The sequence below is a fragment of the Arthrobacter sp. 1088 genome (assembly GCF_031455315.1).
Classification (GTDB): domain Bacteria; phylum Actinomycetota; class Actinomycetes; order Actinomycetales; family Micrococcaceae; genus Arthrobacter.
Window position 1 is genome coordinate 544,475 of sequence record NZ_JAVDSM010000001.1, and the last position, 16,070, is coordinate 560,544.

Consider the following 16,070-nt stretch of genomic DNA (forward strand, 5'->3'; position numbering starts at 1 on the left):
AGACAAGAGTGGAAGGGGGGACGTCCCACATCAGTTGTTTGACCTAGCCGTTAGGCTTATACCCATGTGTGGAATCGTAGGCTATGTTGGCAATTCGTCTCGTAAGGCAGCTGGTCACAGCGCCCTTGACGTCGTCGTGGAGGGGCTGCGTCGTCTTGAGTACCGCGGCTATGACTCCGCCGGCGTCGCAGTGGTGGCTGATGGAACCATCTCGTCCCGTAAAAAGTCCGGCAAGTTGAGCAACCTGATCAGTGAACTGGAAGCAAACCCGGTTCCTGAATCCCTGACCGGCATTGGCCACACCCGTTGGGCCACGCATGGCGGCCCCACCGACCGTAACGCGCACCCCCACCTTTCCGACGGCGGCCGTTTGGCGTTGATTCACAACGGCATCATCGAAAACTTCGCAGAGCTTAAGCAGGAGTTGCTGGGCAAGGGCGTCACGTTCGAGTCCGAAACCGACACCGAAGTTGCTGCCGCACTGGTTGGCAACATCTTCCGCAACGAACTCAATGGCAACGGCGGCGACCTCACCAAGGCGATGCGCCTGGCCTGCCAGCGTCTCGAGGGTGCCTTCACCCTCCTCGCCGTCCACGCGGACCAGCCCGACGTCGTCGTGGCCGCCCGTCGTAACTCCCCGCTCGTGGTCGGCCTTGGCGACGGCGAAAACTTCCTCGGCTCGGACGTCTCCGGCTTCATCGACTACACGCGCCGCGCCGTGGAACTCGGCCAGGACCAGATCGTCACCATCACCGCGGACTCCGTGGAGATCACCGACTTCTTCGGCGCTCCCGCCGAAGGCAAGGAATACCACGTTGACTGGGACCCGGCTTCTGCCGAAAAGGGTGGCTTCAGTTCCTTCATGGAGAAGGAAATCCACGACCAGCCCGATGCCGTGGCCCAGACTCTCCTGGGACGCTCGGACCTCAACGGAAAGCTGACGCTGGACGAAGTCCGCATCGATCCTGAGCTCCTCAAGCAGGTTGACAAGATCATCGTTCTGGCATGCGGGACCGCAGCCTACGCTGGCCTGGTGGCCAAGTACGCCATTGAAAACTGGTGCCGCATCCCCACGGAAGTGGAGCTCGCACACGAGTTCCGTTACCGCGACCCGATCGTCGACGCCAACACCCTGGTGGTTTCCATCAGCCAGTCCGGCGAGACCATGGACACGCTCATGGCCGTCCGCTACGCCCGCGAACAGGGCGCCAAGACGATCTCCATCTGCAACACCAACGGTTCCACCATCCCGCGCGAATCCGACGCCGTGCTCTACACCCACGCTGGTCCGGAGATCGCTGTGGCATCCACCAAGGCGTTCCTCGCCCAGATCACTGCCGCTTACTTGCTTGGCCTTTACCTGGCCCAGCTGCGTGGCAACATCTTCTCCGGCCAGATCAAGGACGTCCTCGCGGACCTGAACAAGATCCCGGCCAAGATTCAGAAGATCCTGGACAACGCAGGTCCCTTGCGCGAACTGGCCCGCAGCATGAAGGACGAAAAGTCCGTCTTGTTCCTGGGCCGCCACGTTGGCTTCCCGGTTGCACTGGAAGGCGCCTTGAAGCTCAAGGAAATCGCCTACATCCACGCTGAGGGCTTCGCTGCCGGGGAACTCAAGCACGGACCGATCGCCCTGATCGACGACGGCCAGCCGGTTTTTGTGGTTGTCCCGTCCCCGCGTGGTCGTGACTCCCTGCACTCCAAGGTTGTCAGCAACATCCAGGAAGTCCGCGCACGTGGTGCACGCACCCTGGTCATTGCTGAGGAGGGCGACGAGTCCGTCAAGGACTACGCAGAGCACGTCTTCTATGTCCCGGAGACGCCCACGTTGCTCATGCCACTGCTCACCACCGTGCCACTGCAGATCTTTGCTGCTGAACTGGCCGGGGCAAAGGGTTACGACGTCGATCAGCCGCGTAACCTCGCCAAGAGCGTGACCGTAGAATAACCGCATGATTGTTGGCATTGGAGTAGACGTCGTAGACATCGAGCGGTTCGCCCGGCAACTGGAGCGGACCCCCGGACTGCGGGACAGACTTTTCGTTCCTGCGGAGCGTGAACTCAACACCAGGTCACTCGCTGCGCGCTTCGCTGCCAAGGAAGCAGTAGCCAAGGTCCTGGGTGCTCCCGCTGGCATGAACTGGCAGGACTGCTGGATTGGTCTTGACCAGAATGGTCCTACCGTTCAGGTCAAAGGAACGGTATTGGCCGTGTCCGATGCCAAGGGCGTCAAGCGCTGGCACCTGTCCATGAGCCACGATGGCGGCATCGCTACGGCGTATGTCCTCGCCGAGGGCTAAACGGACCTTTATATAACGATGATCAGCGCCTTCACCGGACAACAGATCAGGGATGCGGAACAACCGCTCCTGGACTCCGGCGAGGGCGCTGTTCTCATGCAACGGGCCGCCTACGGCTTGGCGCAGGAAGTGGTGCGCGTGGTCAAGGCCAGGCGCAAGCTGACCGGTGCCAGCGTCACGGTCCTGGCAGGCAAGGGCAACAACGGCGGTGACGGACTCTTCGCGGCTTCCATGCTTGCCCGCCGCGGCATGCGGACGACGGCGGTACTCGCCTCAGCGGAAGTCCATACCGAGGCTCTGGCGGCTTTTCAGTCGGCAGGTGGCCGCGTGCTGCGATTGGATTCCGGAAACGCCGAAGAACTTGCTGTCCTGTGCGCTGGCGACGATGTCATTATCGACGCCCTCCTGGGCACCGGCGCCCGCGGCGGATTGCGTGATGCTTCGGCTGAGTTGGTTGCTTCCCTTCAGGAGCTGAAGCCCCGTTGCGTGGTGGCGTGCGACCTCCCCAGCGGTTTGGATGCCAATACGGGCGAAGTCCACTGGCCGGTGCTTGATGCCGATGTCACAGTGACTTTCGGCGGCATCAAGGCCGGGCTGATGACAGACCCCGGCGAAGGCTGTGCGGGGCGGGTGGTGCTGGTACCGATTGGGATCGAAGACTCCCTGGATACCCCTGAGTTGCGTCGGCTTGATGCCCCGGACCTGAAGTCTTTGCTCGCCAAGCCGGGCCGCCGCTCCCATAAATACTCCCGTGGCGTGTTGGGCGTTGTCGCTGGCTCGCCTCGTTTTGCCGGGGCAGCTGTACTAACCGTCCATGCGGCAGCCGTGGCTGGCGCAGGGATGGTCCGTTATGTAGGACCGGAATCTGCGGCACGCCAGGTTTTGACCCGGACTCCCGAGGCCCTGTGGGAGGCCGGGGATCCCGGCCGGGTCCAAGCGTGGTTGCTTGGTCCTGGCGTCGACGGGGAGGACCAACTCGGACGTGCCGGGGACGCCGCAGGGTCGGCGCTCGACGCTGAATTGCCAGTCGTCGTCGACGCCGGAGCCTTGAGTATCCTGCCCGAGCATTGTCCCGCCCATTGGATCCTCACCCCGCACGCCGGGGAGCTGGCGACGCTCCTGGCAGCCCTTCCATCCACCGGCGAGGTTGCCGTGACCCGTGAGGACGTCGAGTCCCGGCCGCTGCACTTCGTACGGCAAGCAGCCGGGCAAACCGGTGCCACAGTCCTGCTGAAGGGTGCCACCACACTGGTGGCCTCGCCGTCGGGCGTTGTTTTCAGCCAGTCCGAGGGCACTGCCTGGATGGCCACCGCAGGCAGCGGCGATGTCCTTGCCGGCATCTTGGGAGCCTTGCTGGCGCAATCTGTGGACTCTGTCAGGGACGACGACGGCGCGTACGCAGCCCTGGGCTTGAAACTGGACGACCGCTGGGCTGCTGTGGCGGCGGTCGCCGCCAGCGTTCACGGCCGCGCTGGCTCGATCGCGTCGAACGATTTTGATGGTGGCCCCCTTACAGCGTCAGCGATCATGGCGGCGGTACCGCGCGTCGTAGGTTCGCTGACTGCGGAATACGACCCTACAAGACCGTAAGGTTACTGTCCGTGTCGGGGGTCATGAGTAGGCTTGCAGCAAGTTATCCGCATCACCCAGAGGAGAACGCATGGAAGTCTGGCCTGGATCGGCCTATCCGCTTGGAGCCACCTTTGACGGGACCGGCACCAACTTCGCGCTGTTCAGCGAGAAGGCCGAGAAAGTGGAGCTGTGCCTCTTCGACGACGACGGCGGGGAAGTCCGCGTAGATGTCACCGAGGTAGACGGCTACGTGTGGCACTGCTACCTGCCACAAGTCCAACCCGGACAGAAATATGGCTATCGGGTGCACGGACCCTACGACCCCGACGCCGGCCAACGGTTCAACCCCAACAAGCTGTTGCTGGACCCGTATGCCAAGGCCATCCATCGTCAGATCGATTGGGACCCGGCCCTGTTCTCCTACAACATGGGGGACCCGGACTCCCGGAATGACGCTGACTCCGCACCGCACATGATGCTGGGCGTGGTCATCAACCCCTTCTTCGACTGGGACGGCGACAAACTCCTGAAGATTCCGTACCACAAGTCGGTCATCTACGAGGCCCACGTCAAGGGACTTACCCAGCTGCACCCGGAAGTTCCCGAGGAACAGCGCGGAACCTACGCAGGTGTAGCCCACCCCGCAGTCATTTCCCACCTTCAAAAGCTGGGTATTACTGCGATCGAGCTTATGCCCGTGCACCAGTTCGTCAACGACGGCATCCTGCAGGATAAGGGCCTGAACAACTACTGGGGCTACAACACCATCGGCTTCTTCGCCCCGCACAACACTTACAGCTCCAAGGGCGATACAGGCCAGCAGGTCCAGGACTTCAAGGCCATGGTGCGTTCCCTGCACAACGCCGGGATCGAAGTCATTTTGGACGTCGTTTACAACCACACGGCCGAGGGCAACCATCTGGGGCCCACGTTGTCCTTCAAGGGCATCGACAACTCCGCGTACTACCGCCTGGTGGAGAACGACCAAAAGTACTACATGGACTACACAGGCACCGGGAACTCATTGAATGTCCGGAGCCCCCATTCACTCCAGCTGCTGATGGACTCGCTCCGCTACTGGGTGACGGAGATGCACGTGGACGGGTTCCGGTTCGATCTCGCGTCCACGCTGGCCCGCGAATTCTATGACGTGGACAAGCTTTCCACCTTCTTCGAACTCATCCAGCAGGACCCCGTTGTGTCCCAAGTGAAGCTCATCGCCGAACCGTGGGATGTTGGTCCGGGTGGATACCAAGTGGGAAACTTCCCGCCCCAATGGACGGAATGGAATGGCCAATACCGGGACACTGTCCGCGACTTCTGGCGGGGAGAGCCCTCCACCCTTGGTGAATTCGCCTCGCGTCTGACAGGCTCCGCCGACCTCTACGAGCACTCGGGTCGCCGGCCCGTGGCCTCGATCAACTTCGTCACTGCCCACGACGGCTTCACGTTGGCCGACCTCGTGTCGTATAACGAGAAACACAACGAGGCCAACGGTGAGGGCAACAACGACGGCGAATCGCACAACCGTTCGTGGAACTGTGGCGTTGAGGGCCCCACGGACGATCCGAAGGTTCTGGGCCTCAGGGCCCGACAACAGAGGAACTTCATCGCCTCGCTTTTCCTGTCACAGGGCGTCCCCATGCTCCTGCACGGCGATGAACTTGGAAGGACGCAGCAGGGTAACAACAACGGTTACTGTCAGGACTCCGAGCTCACTTGGATCAATTGGGATAACGTTGACCAGCCCTTGGTGGAGTTCACGGCTGCTGTTAGCGCCCTGAGGGCCAAACACCCGAGCCTTCGCCGAAGCAGGTTCTTCGATGGACGGCCCGTGCTGCGAGGCGAGGGCGAGCGGCTTCCGGACATCGTATGGCTGGATGCCGATGCCAGCACCATGACGCCCTCGGACTGGGACACCGCGTTGGGCCGTTCTGTTGGCGTGTTCTTGAACGGTGACGGAATCCACGGACGCGACACTCAAGGCCGCCGGATCACCGACGTCAACTTCCTGCTGTACTTCAATGCGGACGAGGACGAGGTTGGGTTCAGGGTGCCGTCGGACGAATATGCCCCTGCCTGGGACGTCATGATCGACACCGGCGGTGAAGGCGCAGATTCAGACGTCGTGAAGGCAGACCAGATCCTGATGATCGCTGCCAAGTCATTGGTAGTGCTTCGTGCCCACAGCACACCCGAGTCCGAGCCGGACCATTCAGTGGCCGCCTCCCTTGCTGCGCTCAGCCAGACAAGCACCCCCGAAACTGCGTCGCTCACGGCACCTGCGGTGAACTCGCTGCCGACAGATTCGTCGGCGAACGCTCGATCACTGGATGCCTCAGAGGCGGGCACCTCTTCCGATGGGGGAGATGCGGCCACTGCGGAATCAAAACCCACCCGGAAGCGCCGTACGTCGAAGAAGGCGGATTCATGAGGACGCCCGTTTCAACGTACAGGCTGCAAATCCGCCGGAGCTTTACGCTTCAGGACGCTGCGGAACTCACCGGGTACCTGCACAACCTCGGGGTTGATTGGGTCTACGTATCCCCGATCCTCACAGCGGAGGAGGGTTCAGACCACGGTTATGACGTCACGGATCCTTCCTCCGTGGATCCGGCCAGGGGCGGAACCGAGGGCCTCGCTGCGTTGTCCAAGGCCGCCCGCTCGAAGGGACTTGGCATCCTCGCGGACATCGTTCCCAACCATATGGGTGTCGCCTCACCAGGACAGAATGCCTGGTGGTGGCAGCTCCTGAAAGAGGGTCGCTCGTCCAAGTACGCAGAAGCGTTCGACGTCGACTGGGATTTTGGTGGCGGAAAGATCCGCATCCCCGTGCTCGGCAGCGATGACGACCTTGAGCAACTCACGGTGGTGGACGGCGAACTGCACTACTACGATCACCGATTCCCGTTGGCCGAGGGCAGCTTCAGTGCCGGAGACAGCCCGCAGGACGTTCATGCGCGGCAGAACTATGAATTGGTGGGCTGGCGCCGCGCGGACGCTGAACTGAACTACCGCCGCTTCTTCGCCGTGAACACACTGGCAGGCGTGCGCGTCGAGGTTCCGTGGGTCTTTAATGAGGCGCACGAGGAAATCGTGCGCTGGTTCCGGGAAGAGCTGGTGGATGGTCTCAGGATCGATCACCCCGATGGGCTGGCCGATCCGGAAGGGTATCTGGCGAGGCTTCGCAAGGAGACAGGCGGGGCGTACCTCCTGGTGGAGAAGATCCTTGAGCCGGGGGAGAAACTGCCGGAAACCTTTGATTGCGAAGGCACCACAGGGTATGACGCACTGGCGGACGTAGACCGTCTGTTCGTCGACCCCGCAGCAGAGGAATACCTGGATTCCCTCGACGCCCGGCTGCGGGATGCAGCCCGGCCCGCTGACTATGAGGACATGATCCACGGGACCAAACGTCGCATCGCCGATGGCATCCTGAGGTCCGAGATCCTCCGGTTGTCCCGGCTTGTTCCCGAGTCGCCGGAATTGCCGCGCGCCGAGGTAGCCGATGCGCTGGCCGAGATTATTTGTTGGTTCCCCATCTACAGGACCTACCTGCCGCACGGCCAGGAGATCCTGGAGGAAGCCATAGAGCGCGCCGGGCAACACCGGCCCGGGCTCCGGTCTGTGCTGAACGGGTTACGCCCGCTCCTGGTTGATCCAACCGGGGAACTGGCACGCCGCTTCCAACAGACCTCAGGAATGGTGATGGCGAAGGGCGTGGAGGACACCGCGTTCTTCCGCTACACACGCTTGGGGACGCTCACCGAAGTGGGAGCTGATCCCACTGAATTTGCGCTTTCCCCTGGCGGGTTCCATGAGCGCATGGCACGGCGTCAGGCAGAGATCCCGCTTTCCATGACCACGCTGAGCACGCATGACACCAAGCGCAGCGAGGACGCCCGGGCCCGGATTTCGGTCATTTCCGAATCCGTCCCGGAATGGGAACTCTTCCTCGGCACTGTGCAGGAGCTGGCGCCCATCCCGGACGGTCCGCTGGCAGCCCTCGTTTGGCAGTCAATTGCGGGCGCTTGGCCCGCCGACCGTGGGCGCCTCCAATCGTATGCACTCAAGGCCGCCCGCGAAGCCGGAAATTCGACCAACTGGACCGATCCCAACCTGGACTTCGAGCGTCACTTGGCTGCCGCCGTCGACGCCGTTTTTGACGTCCCCGAGGTCGCTGCCGCATTGGAGAACTTCGTCGAGGAACTGGAACCTTTTGGAACGTCGAACTCACTCTCAGCGAAGCTCATCCAACTGACCATGCCGGGCGTTCCGGATGTCTATCAGGGCACAGAGTTCCGGGACGGTTCATTGACCGACCCCGACAACCGGCGGCCCGTGGACTTTCAAGCCCGGATCGCGGCGCTCGCAGAACTCGATACTGGTGCGCGGCCCGCTTTCACAGAGGAAGCCGCCAAACTGCTGGTGGTATCCAGGGCGCTCAGGTTACGTCGTGACCGGCCGGAACTGTTTGCTGGTTACCAGCCCGTGCACGCGAGCGGCGCCGCCGCTGATCACGTAGTTGCCTTCAACCGTGGGGCGGACGCACCCGGCGTGGTCACGGTTGGCACGCGGCTGCCCAAGCGGCTCGCCCGCGAAGGCGGATGGCGGGACACGGCTATCGACTTGCCGGTGAACTGTCATGACGAACTGACCGGGACCATTTATGACGCCGGTTCGGTCGCGGTCGCTACGCTGCTGGAGCATTACCCGGTGGCCCTGCTGGTGCCCACTGACTGATCCGCTGAAAACACGAACACCCACCAACACCGCCACTGCAACGCAAGCTAAAACAAGCACAGGGGACACGATGCTGGAGCACGCTGCTGGAAAAAACCGCTATGACGTCTGGGCGCCCAACGCCGGCACAGTGAAGCTGCTCGCCGGGGGTAGCGAGCACGCGATGGAACAAATTCACGACGGCGGCGCTACCGGTTGGTGGCGCGCGTCCGCCGAGGTCACCGGCAACGAAGGCGACGCGGTAGCGTACGGCTACATCGTGGACGGCGAGGGACCCTTTCCCGATCCACGCTCAAGGCGACAGCCGGACGGTGTGCATGGGCTGTCGGCCACCTTCGATCCTGCCGCTTACCACTGGGGGGATGGCGAGTGGAAGGGGCGCAGCCTCAAGGGATCCGTCATCTACGAGCTCCACCTGGGCACGTTCACTCCCGAAGGCACACTTGACGCTGCCGCCAGGAAACTGGACTACTTGGTCGACTTGGGCGTCGACTTCATCGAACTGCTGCCGGTCAACGCATTCAACGGAGTTCACAACTGGGGTTACGACGGCGTGCTTTGGTACGCCATCCACGAGCCCTACGGTGGCCCCGAGGCCTATCAACGGTTCGTCGACGCCGCCCACGCCGCTGGCTTGGGGGTCATCCAGGACGTTGTCTATAACCATCTTGGACCCAGCGGCAACTACCTTCCCAAATTTGGCCCCTACCTGAAATCGGGGGAGGGGAACACCTGGGGCGATTCGGTAAACCTCGATGGCCCGGGCTCCGATGAGGTTCGCCGGTACATTCTGGAGAATGCGGCGATGTGGCTCCGTGACTATCACGTAGACGGGCTCAGGCTGGACGCCGTGCACGCCCTGCGCGACGAACGTGCCGTGCACATCCTTGAGGACTTTGGCGCGCTGGGGGACCAGATCGAGGCGGAGACCGGCATTCCGCGGACGCTCATCGCGGAATCGGACCTGAACAATCCGCGCCTGATCTATCCCCGCAAGGACAACGGCTATGGCTTGGAAGGCCAATGGAGCGACGACTTCCACCATGCCCTCCACGTGAACCTTAGCGGTGAAACCACCGGATACTACGCCGACTTCGAGTCCCTCGCTGTCCTCGCCAAGGTCCTCGAGCACGGCTTCCTCCACGATGGCAGCTACTCAAGTTTCCGGGGACGCCACCACGGCCGGCCGATCCGGCACGACCTCGCGCATCCTTCAGCGTTGGTGGTTTGCCTGCAGAACCACGACCAAATCGGCAACCGTGCCACCGGTGACAGGCTCACGGCATCACTGTCATTTGGTCGGTTGGCGATCGGCGCAGTGCTGACCATGACATCGCCCTTCACGCCCATGCTGTTCATGGGCGAGGAATTTGGGGCTTCCACTCCGTGGCAGTTCTTCACCTCCCACCCCGAACCGGAATTGGGGGAGGCCACAGCGAAGGGCCGGATCAAGGAATTCGAACGGATGGGCTGGGACCCTGCCGTTGTGCCGGACCCCCAGGATCCCGAAACTTTCAAGCGTTCAAAGCTGGACTGGAGCGAGCCAAGCACGGGGGACCACGCACGCCTACTGCAGCTGTATCGGGATTTAGCACAGCTGCGCCGCAATACGCCGGAGCTTGTGAACGGTGGTTTCGGCGAGACCACGGTGGAGTTCGACGACGACGAGCACTGGCTGGAGTTGACCCGTGGTGCCATCCGCGTGGTGTGCAACTTTGGAGACGAGCCGTTGGATTCGCCTATGGCTGGGTCCCTGCTGCTGGCAACCGACACCGAAGTAGCCCTCGACGACCGTTCGCTGACCCTGCCCGGTGGGAGCGCCGCCGTCGTGCGCGTCCAGCAAGGCGAGCAGTGAAAAGGGTGACGGCGCCCACATTGCGGACAGCCCGAACACGGTGATCTGTGCAGTGGCAGGATGGTACGTATGACTTATTCGGCTGCGGAAAACCGCTACGAAACCATGCCCTACCGCCGCGTCGGACGCAGTGGGCTCAAGCTCCCCGCTATCTCGCTGGGCCTTTGGCACAACTTCGGCGACGACAAGCGGTTCGACGAACAGCGCGCCATCCTGCGCCGTGCCTTCGATCTGGGCGTCAACCACTTCGACCTCGCCAACAACTATGGCCCGCCGGATGGATCGGCGGAAACGAACTTCGGACGCCACCTAAAGGAAGACTTCAAGCCGTACCGTGACGAGCTCGTCATATCCACCAAGGCCGGCTACTACATGTGGCCGGGCCCCTATGGTGAATGGGGATCCCGCAAGTACCTGATCTCCAGCCTTGACCAGTCCCTGCAGCGCATGGGCCTGGACTATGTGGACATCTTCTACAGCCACCGTCCGGATCCTGAGACTCCATTGGAGGAAACAATGGGGGCGCTGGACTACGCGGTCCGGTCCGGCAAAGCCTTGTACGCAGGTATCTCTTCCTACACCCCCGAGCAAACACTCGAGGCAGCCCGGATCCTGAAGGAGCTCGGCACGCCTCTGCTGATCCACCAGCCCAGCTACTCCATGCTGAACCGGTGGACCGAGAATGGCTCGCCGAACCTCTACGAGGCACTGGACCAGGTGGGCGCCGGCTCCATCGCCTTCTCGCCTCTTGCCCAGGGCATGCTGACCAACCGCTACCTCAACGGTGTTCCGGCTGACTCGCGGGCCGCGAAGGAACGGTTCCTCTCCGAATCCGCCTTGACGGAGGACAAGCTGGACCGCGTTCGGGGACTCAACGCTATCGCCGAGGGCCGTGGACAGACCCTCGCGCAGATGGCCATCGCATGGATTCTCCGGGACCAGCCGAAGGGCTCTCCCGTAACATCCGCGCTTGTTGGAGCGTCCAGCGTTTCGCAGCTTGAAGACACGCTGAGCGCCATCAACAACCTGAAGTTCTCCACTGATGAGCTGACTGCGATCGATGAGTTCGCCGTCGAATCCGACATCAATCTGTGGGCGCAGGAGTAAACCCAGGGGAAAGACATAAAACAGGAGGGGCCGGCGGGAACAAAGCCGGCCCCTTCTCTGTTGGCTACAATGCAAGTGTGCGCCAACTGGCGCCGTGCCAATCAGTCGTGCTCTGAGCTCAGTCAGAGTTTGCGCCTGGCACCTGAGGTTTAGTTCTCAAAAGGAGTTCCGTGTCTTCACATCCGATTCGTGTTGCCATTGTCGGCGTAGGAAACTGCGCCGCATCGCTGGTCCAAGGTGTTCAGTACTATCGCGACGCTGACCCCAAGGCCACGATTCCGGGTCTGATGCACGTCGAGTTCGGCCAGTACCACGTCAACGATGTTCAGTTCGTTGCTGCTTTCGACGTCGATAGCAAGAAAGTTGGACTGGACCTTGCCGACGCCATCGGCGCCAGCGAAAACAACACCATCAAGATCGCCGACGTCCCTGCCACCGGAGTCACCGTTCAGCGTGGACATACCCTTGACGGCCTGGGCAAGTACTACCGCGAGACCATCGTCGAAGCTCCCGAGGAGGACGTCGACATCGTTGCTGCCCTCCGCGAAGCCAACGTAGACGTCATGGTTTGCTACCTGCCCGTTGGTTCGGAGCAGGCTGCCAAGTTCTACGCCCAGTGCGCCATCGACGCTGGCGTGGCTTTCGTCAATGCTCTCCCCGTCTTCATCGCCGGCACCAAGGAGTGGGCTGACAAGTTCACTGCGGCCGGTGTTCCGATCGTGGGCGACGACATCAAGAGCCAGATCGGTGCCACCATCACCCACCGCGTGATGGCCAAGCTGTTCGAGGACCGCGGCGTCACCTTGGACCGCACGTACCAGTTGAACGTTGGCGGCAACATGGACTTCAAGAACATGCTTGAGCGCGATCGTCTTGAGTCCAAGAAGATCTCCAAGACGCAGGCCGTCACCTCCAACGTTGAGGCAGACCTTCACGCTGACGACGTCCACATCGGGCCGTCCGATTACGTTGCCTGGCTTGACGACCGCAAGTGGGCCTTCGTCCGCCTCGAGGGCCGCAACTTCGGTGATGCTCCCGTTTCCCTCGAATACAAGCTCGAAGTATGGGATTCCCCGAACTCCGCTGGTGTGATCATCGACGCCATCCGCGCGGCCAAGATTGGCCTGGATCGCGGCATCGGCGGCCCGCTGCTCTCCGCGTCCAGCTACTTCATGAAGTCCCCGCCGGAGCAGTTCAACGACGACATCGCCCGCGACAAGGTGGAAGCCTTCATCCGCGGCGATATCGAGCGCTAAACCGCAACAGCACAAGCAACGCGGGGTCACTTACGGCCGATGATTGACCATCGGATGGGCCGTAAGTGACCCCGCGTTGCTTTTAAGGAGGTCAGAAGAGGCCAGTGGGGTTGCCGTCGGGACCGACGTCCATGCGCATGGCGGCCGGTTCTTTGGGCAGCCCGGGCATGGTCATGACGGCTCCGGTCAGGGCGACAATGAAGCCTGCACCCGTTTTGGGAATGAGTTCGCGCACGTGTACCCGGAATCCCTTTGGCGCCCCGAGCTTGGACGCATCGTCCGTGAATGAGTATTGCGTCTTGGCCATGCAGACGGGCAACCCGCCCCACCCATTCTTTTGGATGTCCACCAGCCGCTTCTGTGCCGGGACGGAAAATTCCACTCCGTCGGCGCCGTAGATCTCCTGCACGATGGTCCGGATCTTGTCCTCCACAGAAAGTTCCAGTGGGTACAAGTGGTGAAAATTTGAGGGCCCTTGCACTGCCGCTGCCACCTTGGCCGCGAGTTCATCGCCACCGTCGCCTCCTCCGCCCCGGCCCCAGACGTCGGCGACGGCGGCTTCCACGCCTTCCGCTGCGCACCAGTTCAGCAGCCACTGAAGTTCGTCGTCGGTGTCGGTGGCGAACCTGTTGATGGCAACGACCGGCGAAATGCCGAACTTGGCGACATTGCCAACATGTCGTTTGAGGTTTTCCACCCCGGCGGCTACGGCGTCCACGTTGGGTTCGCTGAGTTTGTCCTTTGGAACTCCGCCTTGCATCTTGAGTGCACGGATTGTGGCCACAACAACGACGGCGGACGGCGCCACGTCAGCGATGCGCGACTTGATGTCCATGTACTTTTCGGCACCCAGGTCCGCGCCGAATCCTGCCTCGGTGACCACGATGTCTGCCAGTTGCTGTGCAGTCCGCGTTGCGATGATGGAGTTGCACCCGTGGGCGATGTTGGCGAAGGGGCCACCGTGTACCAGTGCCGGTGTCCCGGCGATGGTCTGGACAAGGTTTGGCTTGATGGCATCCTTCAAGAGCAATGTCAGGGCACCTTCCACACCAAGATCCGCAACAGTTACCGGTTGGCGGTCGAAGGTGTAGCCGAAGGTGATCCGGCCCAAGCGCGCTCGGAGGTCGTCCAGGTCCGCGGCCAGGCAGAATACGGCCATGATTTCGGAGGCCACGGTGATGTCGAAGCCGTCTTGCCGGGGTACGCCCTGGGCAGGGCCGCCGAGCCCGATAATGATTTCCCGTAAGGAGCGGTCGTTCATGTCGATAACGCGTTTGAACGTCATGCGGCGGGGGTCGATTCCGAGCTGGTTGCCTTGGAAGATGTGGTTGTCCACGAGTGCCATGAGGGCGTTGTTGGCCGAGGTGACGGCGTGGAAGTCGCCGGTGAAGTGGAGGTTGATATCGTCCATGGGCAATACCTGGGAGTATCCACCTCCGGTTGCTCCGCCTTTCATGCCAAGGATGGGTCCAAGTGACGGTTCACGCAGCGCGATCATCACTTTGTGGCCGGCGCGTGCAAGGGAATCGGCCAGACCGACTGTGGTTGTCGATTTTCCTTCGCCGGCGGGGGTGGGGGACATGGCTGAAACGAGGACTACCCTGCCGGGCGCCTTGCCCTCGGGGAGCACAAGCTTGGCCGGAGTGATCTTGGCTTTGTAAGGCCCATAGTGTTCCAGTGCGTCCACGTTGATGCCCGCGCGTCGCGCAATTTCTTCGATGGGCAGGATGGTGGCGTTGTGGGCTATCTCAAGATCGCTCAGGCCCTTGTTTTCAGACATCGTTGTCCTTCGGCTTAGTGCTTACGCTGTGTGGGCTGACGCTCGGCGCCCTGCCTACGCTGTGCGCGACAATCTATCAGGCGCCAGCCAGTAACCGCGTGAGGTTCACCGCCCGGGGACCAGCAGGCCGCCAACAGACTCGCGATAGCTTTCCAAGGTGATCGCAGCAGTCCGCTGCCAGCCAAAGGATTCGGCGTGGGTCGCGGCCAAACGGCCCATGTCCTCGCGTGTCTGTACGTCGTCGTACAAATCCTCGAGGGCATCAGCCCAGTCGGAAGGATCGTGGCCATCTACCAGGATGCCCGTCCGGCCATCGGAAATGGCGCGTGAGAGCCCACCAACGTTGGTGGCCACTACGGGGGTGCCGCACGCTTGTGCTTCCAAGGCCACGAGTCCGAATGACTCGCTGAACGAGGGCATCACCACGACGTCTGCGGAGCGGAACCAGCTGGCGAGCTCGGGCGCTACAACGGGCGGGCGATGCGTGACGACGTCGGCCAGCCCGGCCTCCTCGATGATGTGCTGCAGGTTGAAGTCCTTGGCGCCGCTGAGCGAACCCAGAATGGTCATTTCCAGATCGATGTCAGGCCTGCGCTTCCGCAGGAGACCGGCCGCTTTGACGAAGACCTGGGGACCCTTAAGACGTTGGATCCGGCCTGCGAAGAGTATGTGGAAACTGTCCGGCCTGACATCCCGCTGGGCGCGCGACTTGCGACGGAAGGATGGCGTGAATACTTTCAGGTCCACGCCGGGAGGTGCGACGTCAATCTTGTCGATGTCGGCTCCGTAGTGGGAGACAAGCTCTTCTGCCTCGGCTGGAGTATTGGCGATGAGGCGGGCGGCACCATCAACAATTCGCTGCTCGCCGTCCTCCCGACGCCGCGGTTCGGGCCGCTCGCCGGACTCAAGAACAAGATTCTTGACCTTGGCCATGGTGTGCATGGTGTGGACCAGGGGAACACCCCAGAGCTCGGACAATTCCAGTCCGGCAACCCCGGACACCCAGTAATGGGAATGGATGATGTCGTAGCGGCCGTGGGGTTGCTGCTGCCGGATCCGATCGATCTCCTCCACCATCTGGTGGAGCAAGGCAGGCAATTCTTCCTTGGGGACTTTCCGGCGGGGTCCGGCCATCACGTTGTGGACGCATACGCCGGGTCCGGGATGCTCGACGGCGGCCTGGCCGGCTTTGGTGGAACGGGTGAAGATCTCCACCTCCACACCGGTCTCGGCCAGCGCCATGGCCAAAGCCCGCACATAGACGTTCATTCCACCAGCGTCACCGGCCCCTGGCTGTTCCATGGGGGAGGTGTGCAGTGAAAGGAATGCCACCCGACGGATCAATGGCACACTTTTCTCCTTCCCGTGAAGCCAACTTCTGAAGCCAAACCACTTTTGCCCTGCAGAAAACACTACTCCTGAAGCCGGGCACTACATGGCGCCAATCCCGGCTATGT

At 62.0% G+C, this 16,070-nt stretch carries 10 protein-coding genes; 8 read left to right on the forward strand and 2 right to left on the reverse strand.

Annotated elements, in window-relative coordinates:
• Nucleotides 1-64: 64 nt before the first annotated feature.
• The 8 genes from glmS to J2Y41_RS02550 all read left to right on the forward strand — a co-directional run bounded on the left by glmS (nucleotide 65) and on the right by J2Y41_RS02550 (nucleotide 12,833).
• Nucleotides 65-1,948: a glutamine--fructose-6-phosphate transaminase (isomerizing) gene (glmS, locus tag J2Y41_RS02515; protein WP_224164977.1), complete on the forward strand. Its 1,884-nt coding sequence runs from the start codon at nucleotides 65-67 to the stop codon at nucleotides 1,946-1,948.
• Between the two features lie 4 nt (nucleotides 1,949-1,952).
• The gene (locus tag J2Y41_RS02520; protein ID WP_216925115.1) at nucleotides 1,953-2,300 is read left to right on the forward strand and encodes a holo-ACP synthase; all 348 of its coding nucleotides are present in this window, start codon (nucleotides 1,953-1,955) and stop codon (nucleotides 2,298-2,300) included.
• A gap of 18 nt (nucleotides 2,301-2,318) precedes the next feature.
• Complete coding sequence (locus tag J2Y41_RS02525) at nucleotides 2,319-3,890, forward strand: NAD(P)H-hydrate epimerase (protein WP_309925842.1); 1,572 nt, start codon at nucleotides 2,319-2,321, stop codon at nucleotides 3,888-3,890.
• Nucleotides 3,891-3,960: 70 nt separating this feature from the next.
• Nucleotides 3,961-6,306 carry a glycogen debranching protein GlgX gene (glgX, locus tag J2Y41_RS02530; protein ID WP_309925844.1) on the forward strand — a complete coding sequence of 782 codons (2,346 nt, stop codon included), beginning with the start codon at nucleotides 3,961-3,963 and terminating at the stop codon, nucleotides 6,304-6,306.
• The gene (gene treY, locus J2Y41_RS02535; protein ID WP_309925847.1) at nucleotides 6,303-8,615 is read left to right on the forward strand and encodes a malto-oligosyltrehalose synthase; all 2,313 of its coding nucleotides are present in this window, start codon (nucleotides 6,303-6,305) and stop codon (nucleotides 8,613-8,615) included. Before glgX ends, treY begins: the two co-directional genes overlap by 4 nt.
• 70 nt (nucleotides 8,616-8,685) lie before the next feature.
• Nucleotides 8,686-10,470 carry a malto-oligosyltrehalose trehalohydrolase gene (gene treZ / locus J2Y41_RS02540; protein WP_309925849.1) on the forward strand — a complete coding sequence of 595 codons (1,785 nt, stop codon included), beginning with the start codon at nucleotides 8,686-8,688 and terminating at the stop codon, nucleotides 10,468-10,470.
• 69 nt (nucleotides 10,471-10,539) lie between these two features.
• The gene (gene mgrA, locus J2Y41_RS02545; RefSeq protein WP_309925852.1) at nucleotides 10,540-11,577 is read left to right on the forward strand and encodes an L-glyceraldehyde 3-phosphate reductase; all 1,038 of its coding nucleotides are present in this window, start codon (nucleotides 10,540-10,542) and stop codon (nucleotides 11,575-11,577) included.
• 170 nt (nucleotides 11,578-11,747) lie between these two features.
• Nucleotides 11,748-12,833 (forward strand): inositol-3-phosphate synthase, encoded by a 1,086-nt coding sequence (locus tag J2Y41_RS02550; protein WP_224088285.1) that lies wholly within the window; start codon nucleotides 11,748-11,750, stop codon nucleotides 12,831-12,833.
• Nucleotides 12,834-12,924: 91 nt separating this feature from the next.
• Here the strand turns inward: J2Y41_RS02550 and J2Y41_RS02555 are convergent, their stop codons facing one another.
• A complete protein-coding gene (locus tag J2Y41_RS02555; protein ID WP_309925855.1) occupies nucleotides 12,925-14,613 on the reverse strand; it encodes a formate--tetrahydrofolate ligase in 1,689 nt (562 codons plus the stop codon).
• A gap of 105 nt (nucleotides 14,614-14,718) precedes the next feature.
• Nucleotides 14,719-15,963 carry a D-inositol-3-phosphate glycosyltransferase gene (mshA, locus tag J2Y41_RS02560; RefSeq protein ID WP_309925858.1) on the reverse strand — a complete coding sequence of 415 codons (1,245 nt, stop codon included), beginning with the start codon at nucleotides 15,961-15,963 and terminating at the stop codon, nucleotides 14,719-14,721.
• Nucleotides 15,964-16,070: the final 107 nt, after the last annotated feature.

Excerpts from the sequence above, each read along its gene's own strand:
- glmS (WP_224164977.1), top strand. The coding sequence starts at position 65 with ATGTGTGGAATCGTAGGCTATGTTGGCAATTCGTCTCGTAAGGCAGCT.
- J2Y41_RS02520 (WP_216925115.1), top strand. The coding sequence starts at position 1,953 with ATGATTGTTGGCATTGGAGTAGACGTCGTAGACATCGAGCGGTTCGCC.
- J2Y41_RS02525 (WP_309925842.1), top strand. The coding sequence starts at position 2,319 with ATGATCAGCGCCTTCACCGGACAACAGATCAGGGATGCGGAACAACCG.
- glgX (WP_309925844.1), top strand. The coding sequence starts at position 3,961 with ATGGAAGTCTGGCCTGGATCGGCCTATCCGCTTGGAGCCACCTTTGAC.
- treY (WP_309925847.1), top strand. The coding sequence starts at position 6,303 with ATGAGGACGCCCGTTTCAACGTACAGGCTGCAAATCCGCCGGAGCTTT.
- treZ (WP_309925849.1), top strand. The coding sequence starts at position 8,686 with ATGCTGGAGCACGCTGCTGGAAAAAACCGCTATGACGTCTGGGCGCCC.
- mgrA (WP_309925852.1), top strand. The coding sequence starts at position 10,540 with ATGACTTATTCGGCTGCGGAAAACCGCTACGAAACCATGCCCTACCGC.
- J2Y41_RS02555 (WP_309925855.1), bottom strand. The coding sequence starts at position 14,613 with ATGTCTGAAAACAAGGGCCTGAGCGATCTTGAGATAGCCCACAACGCC.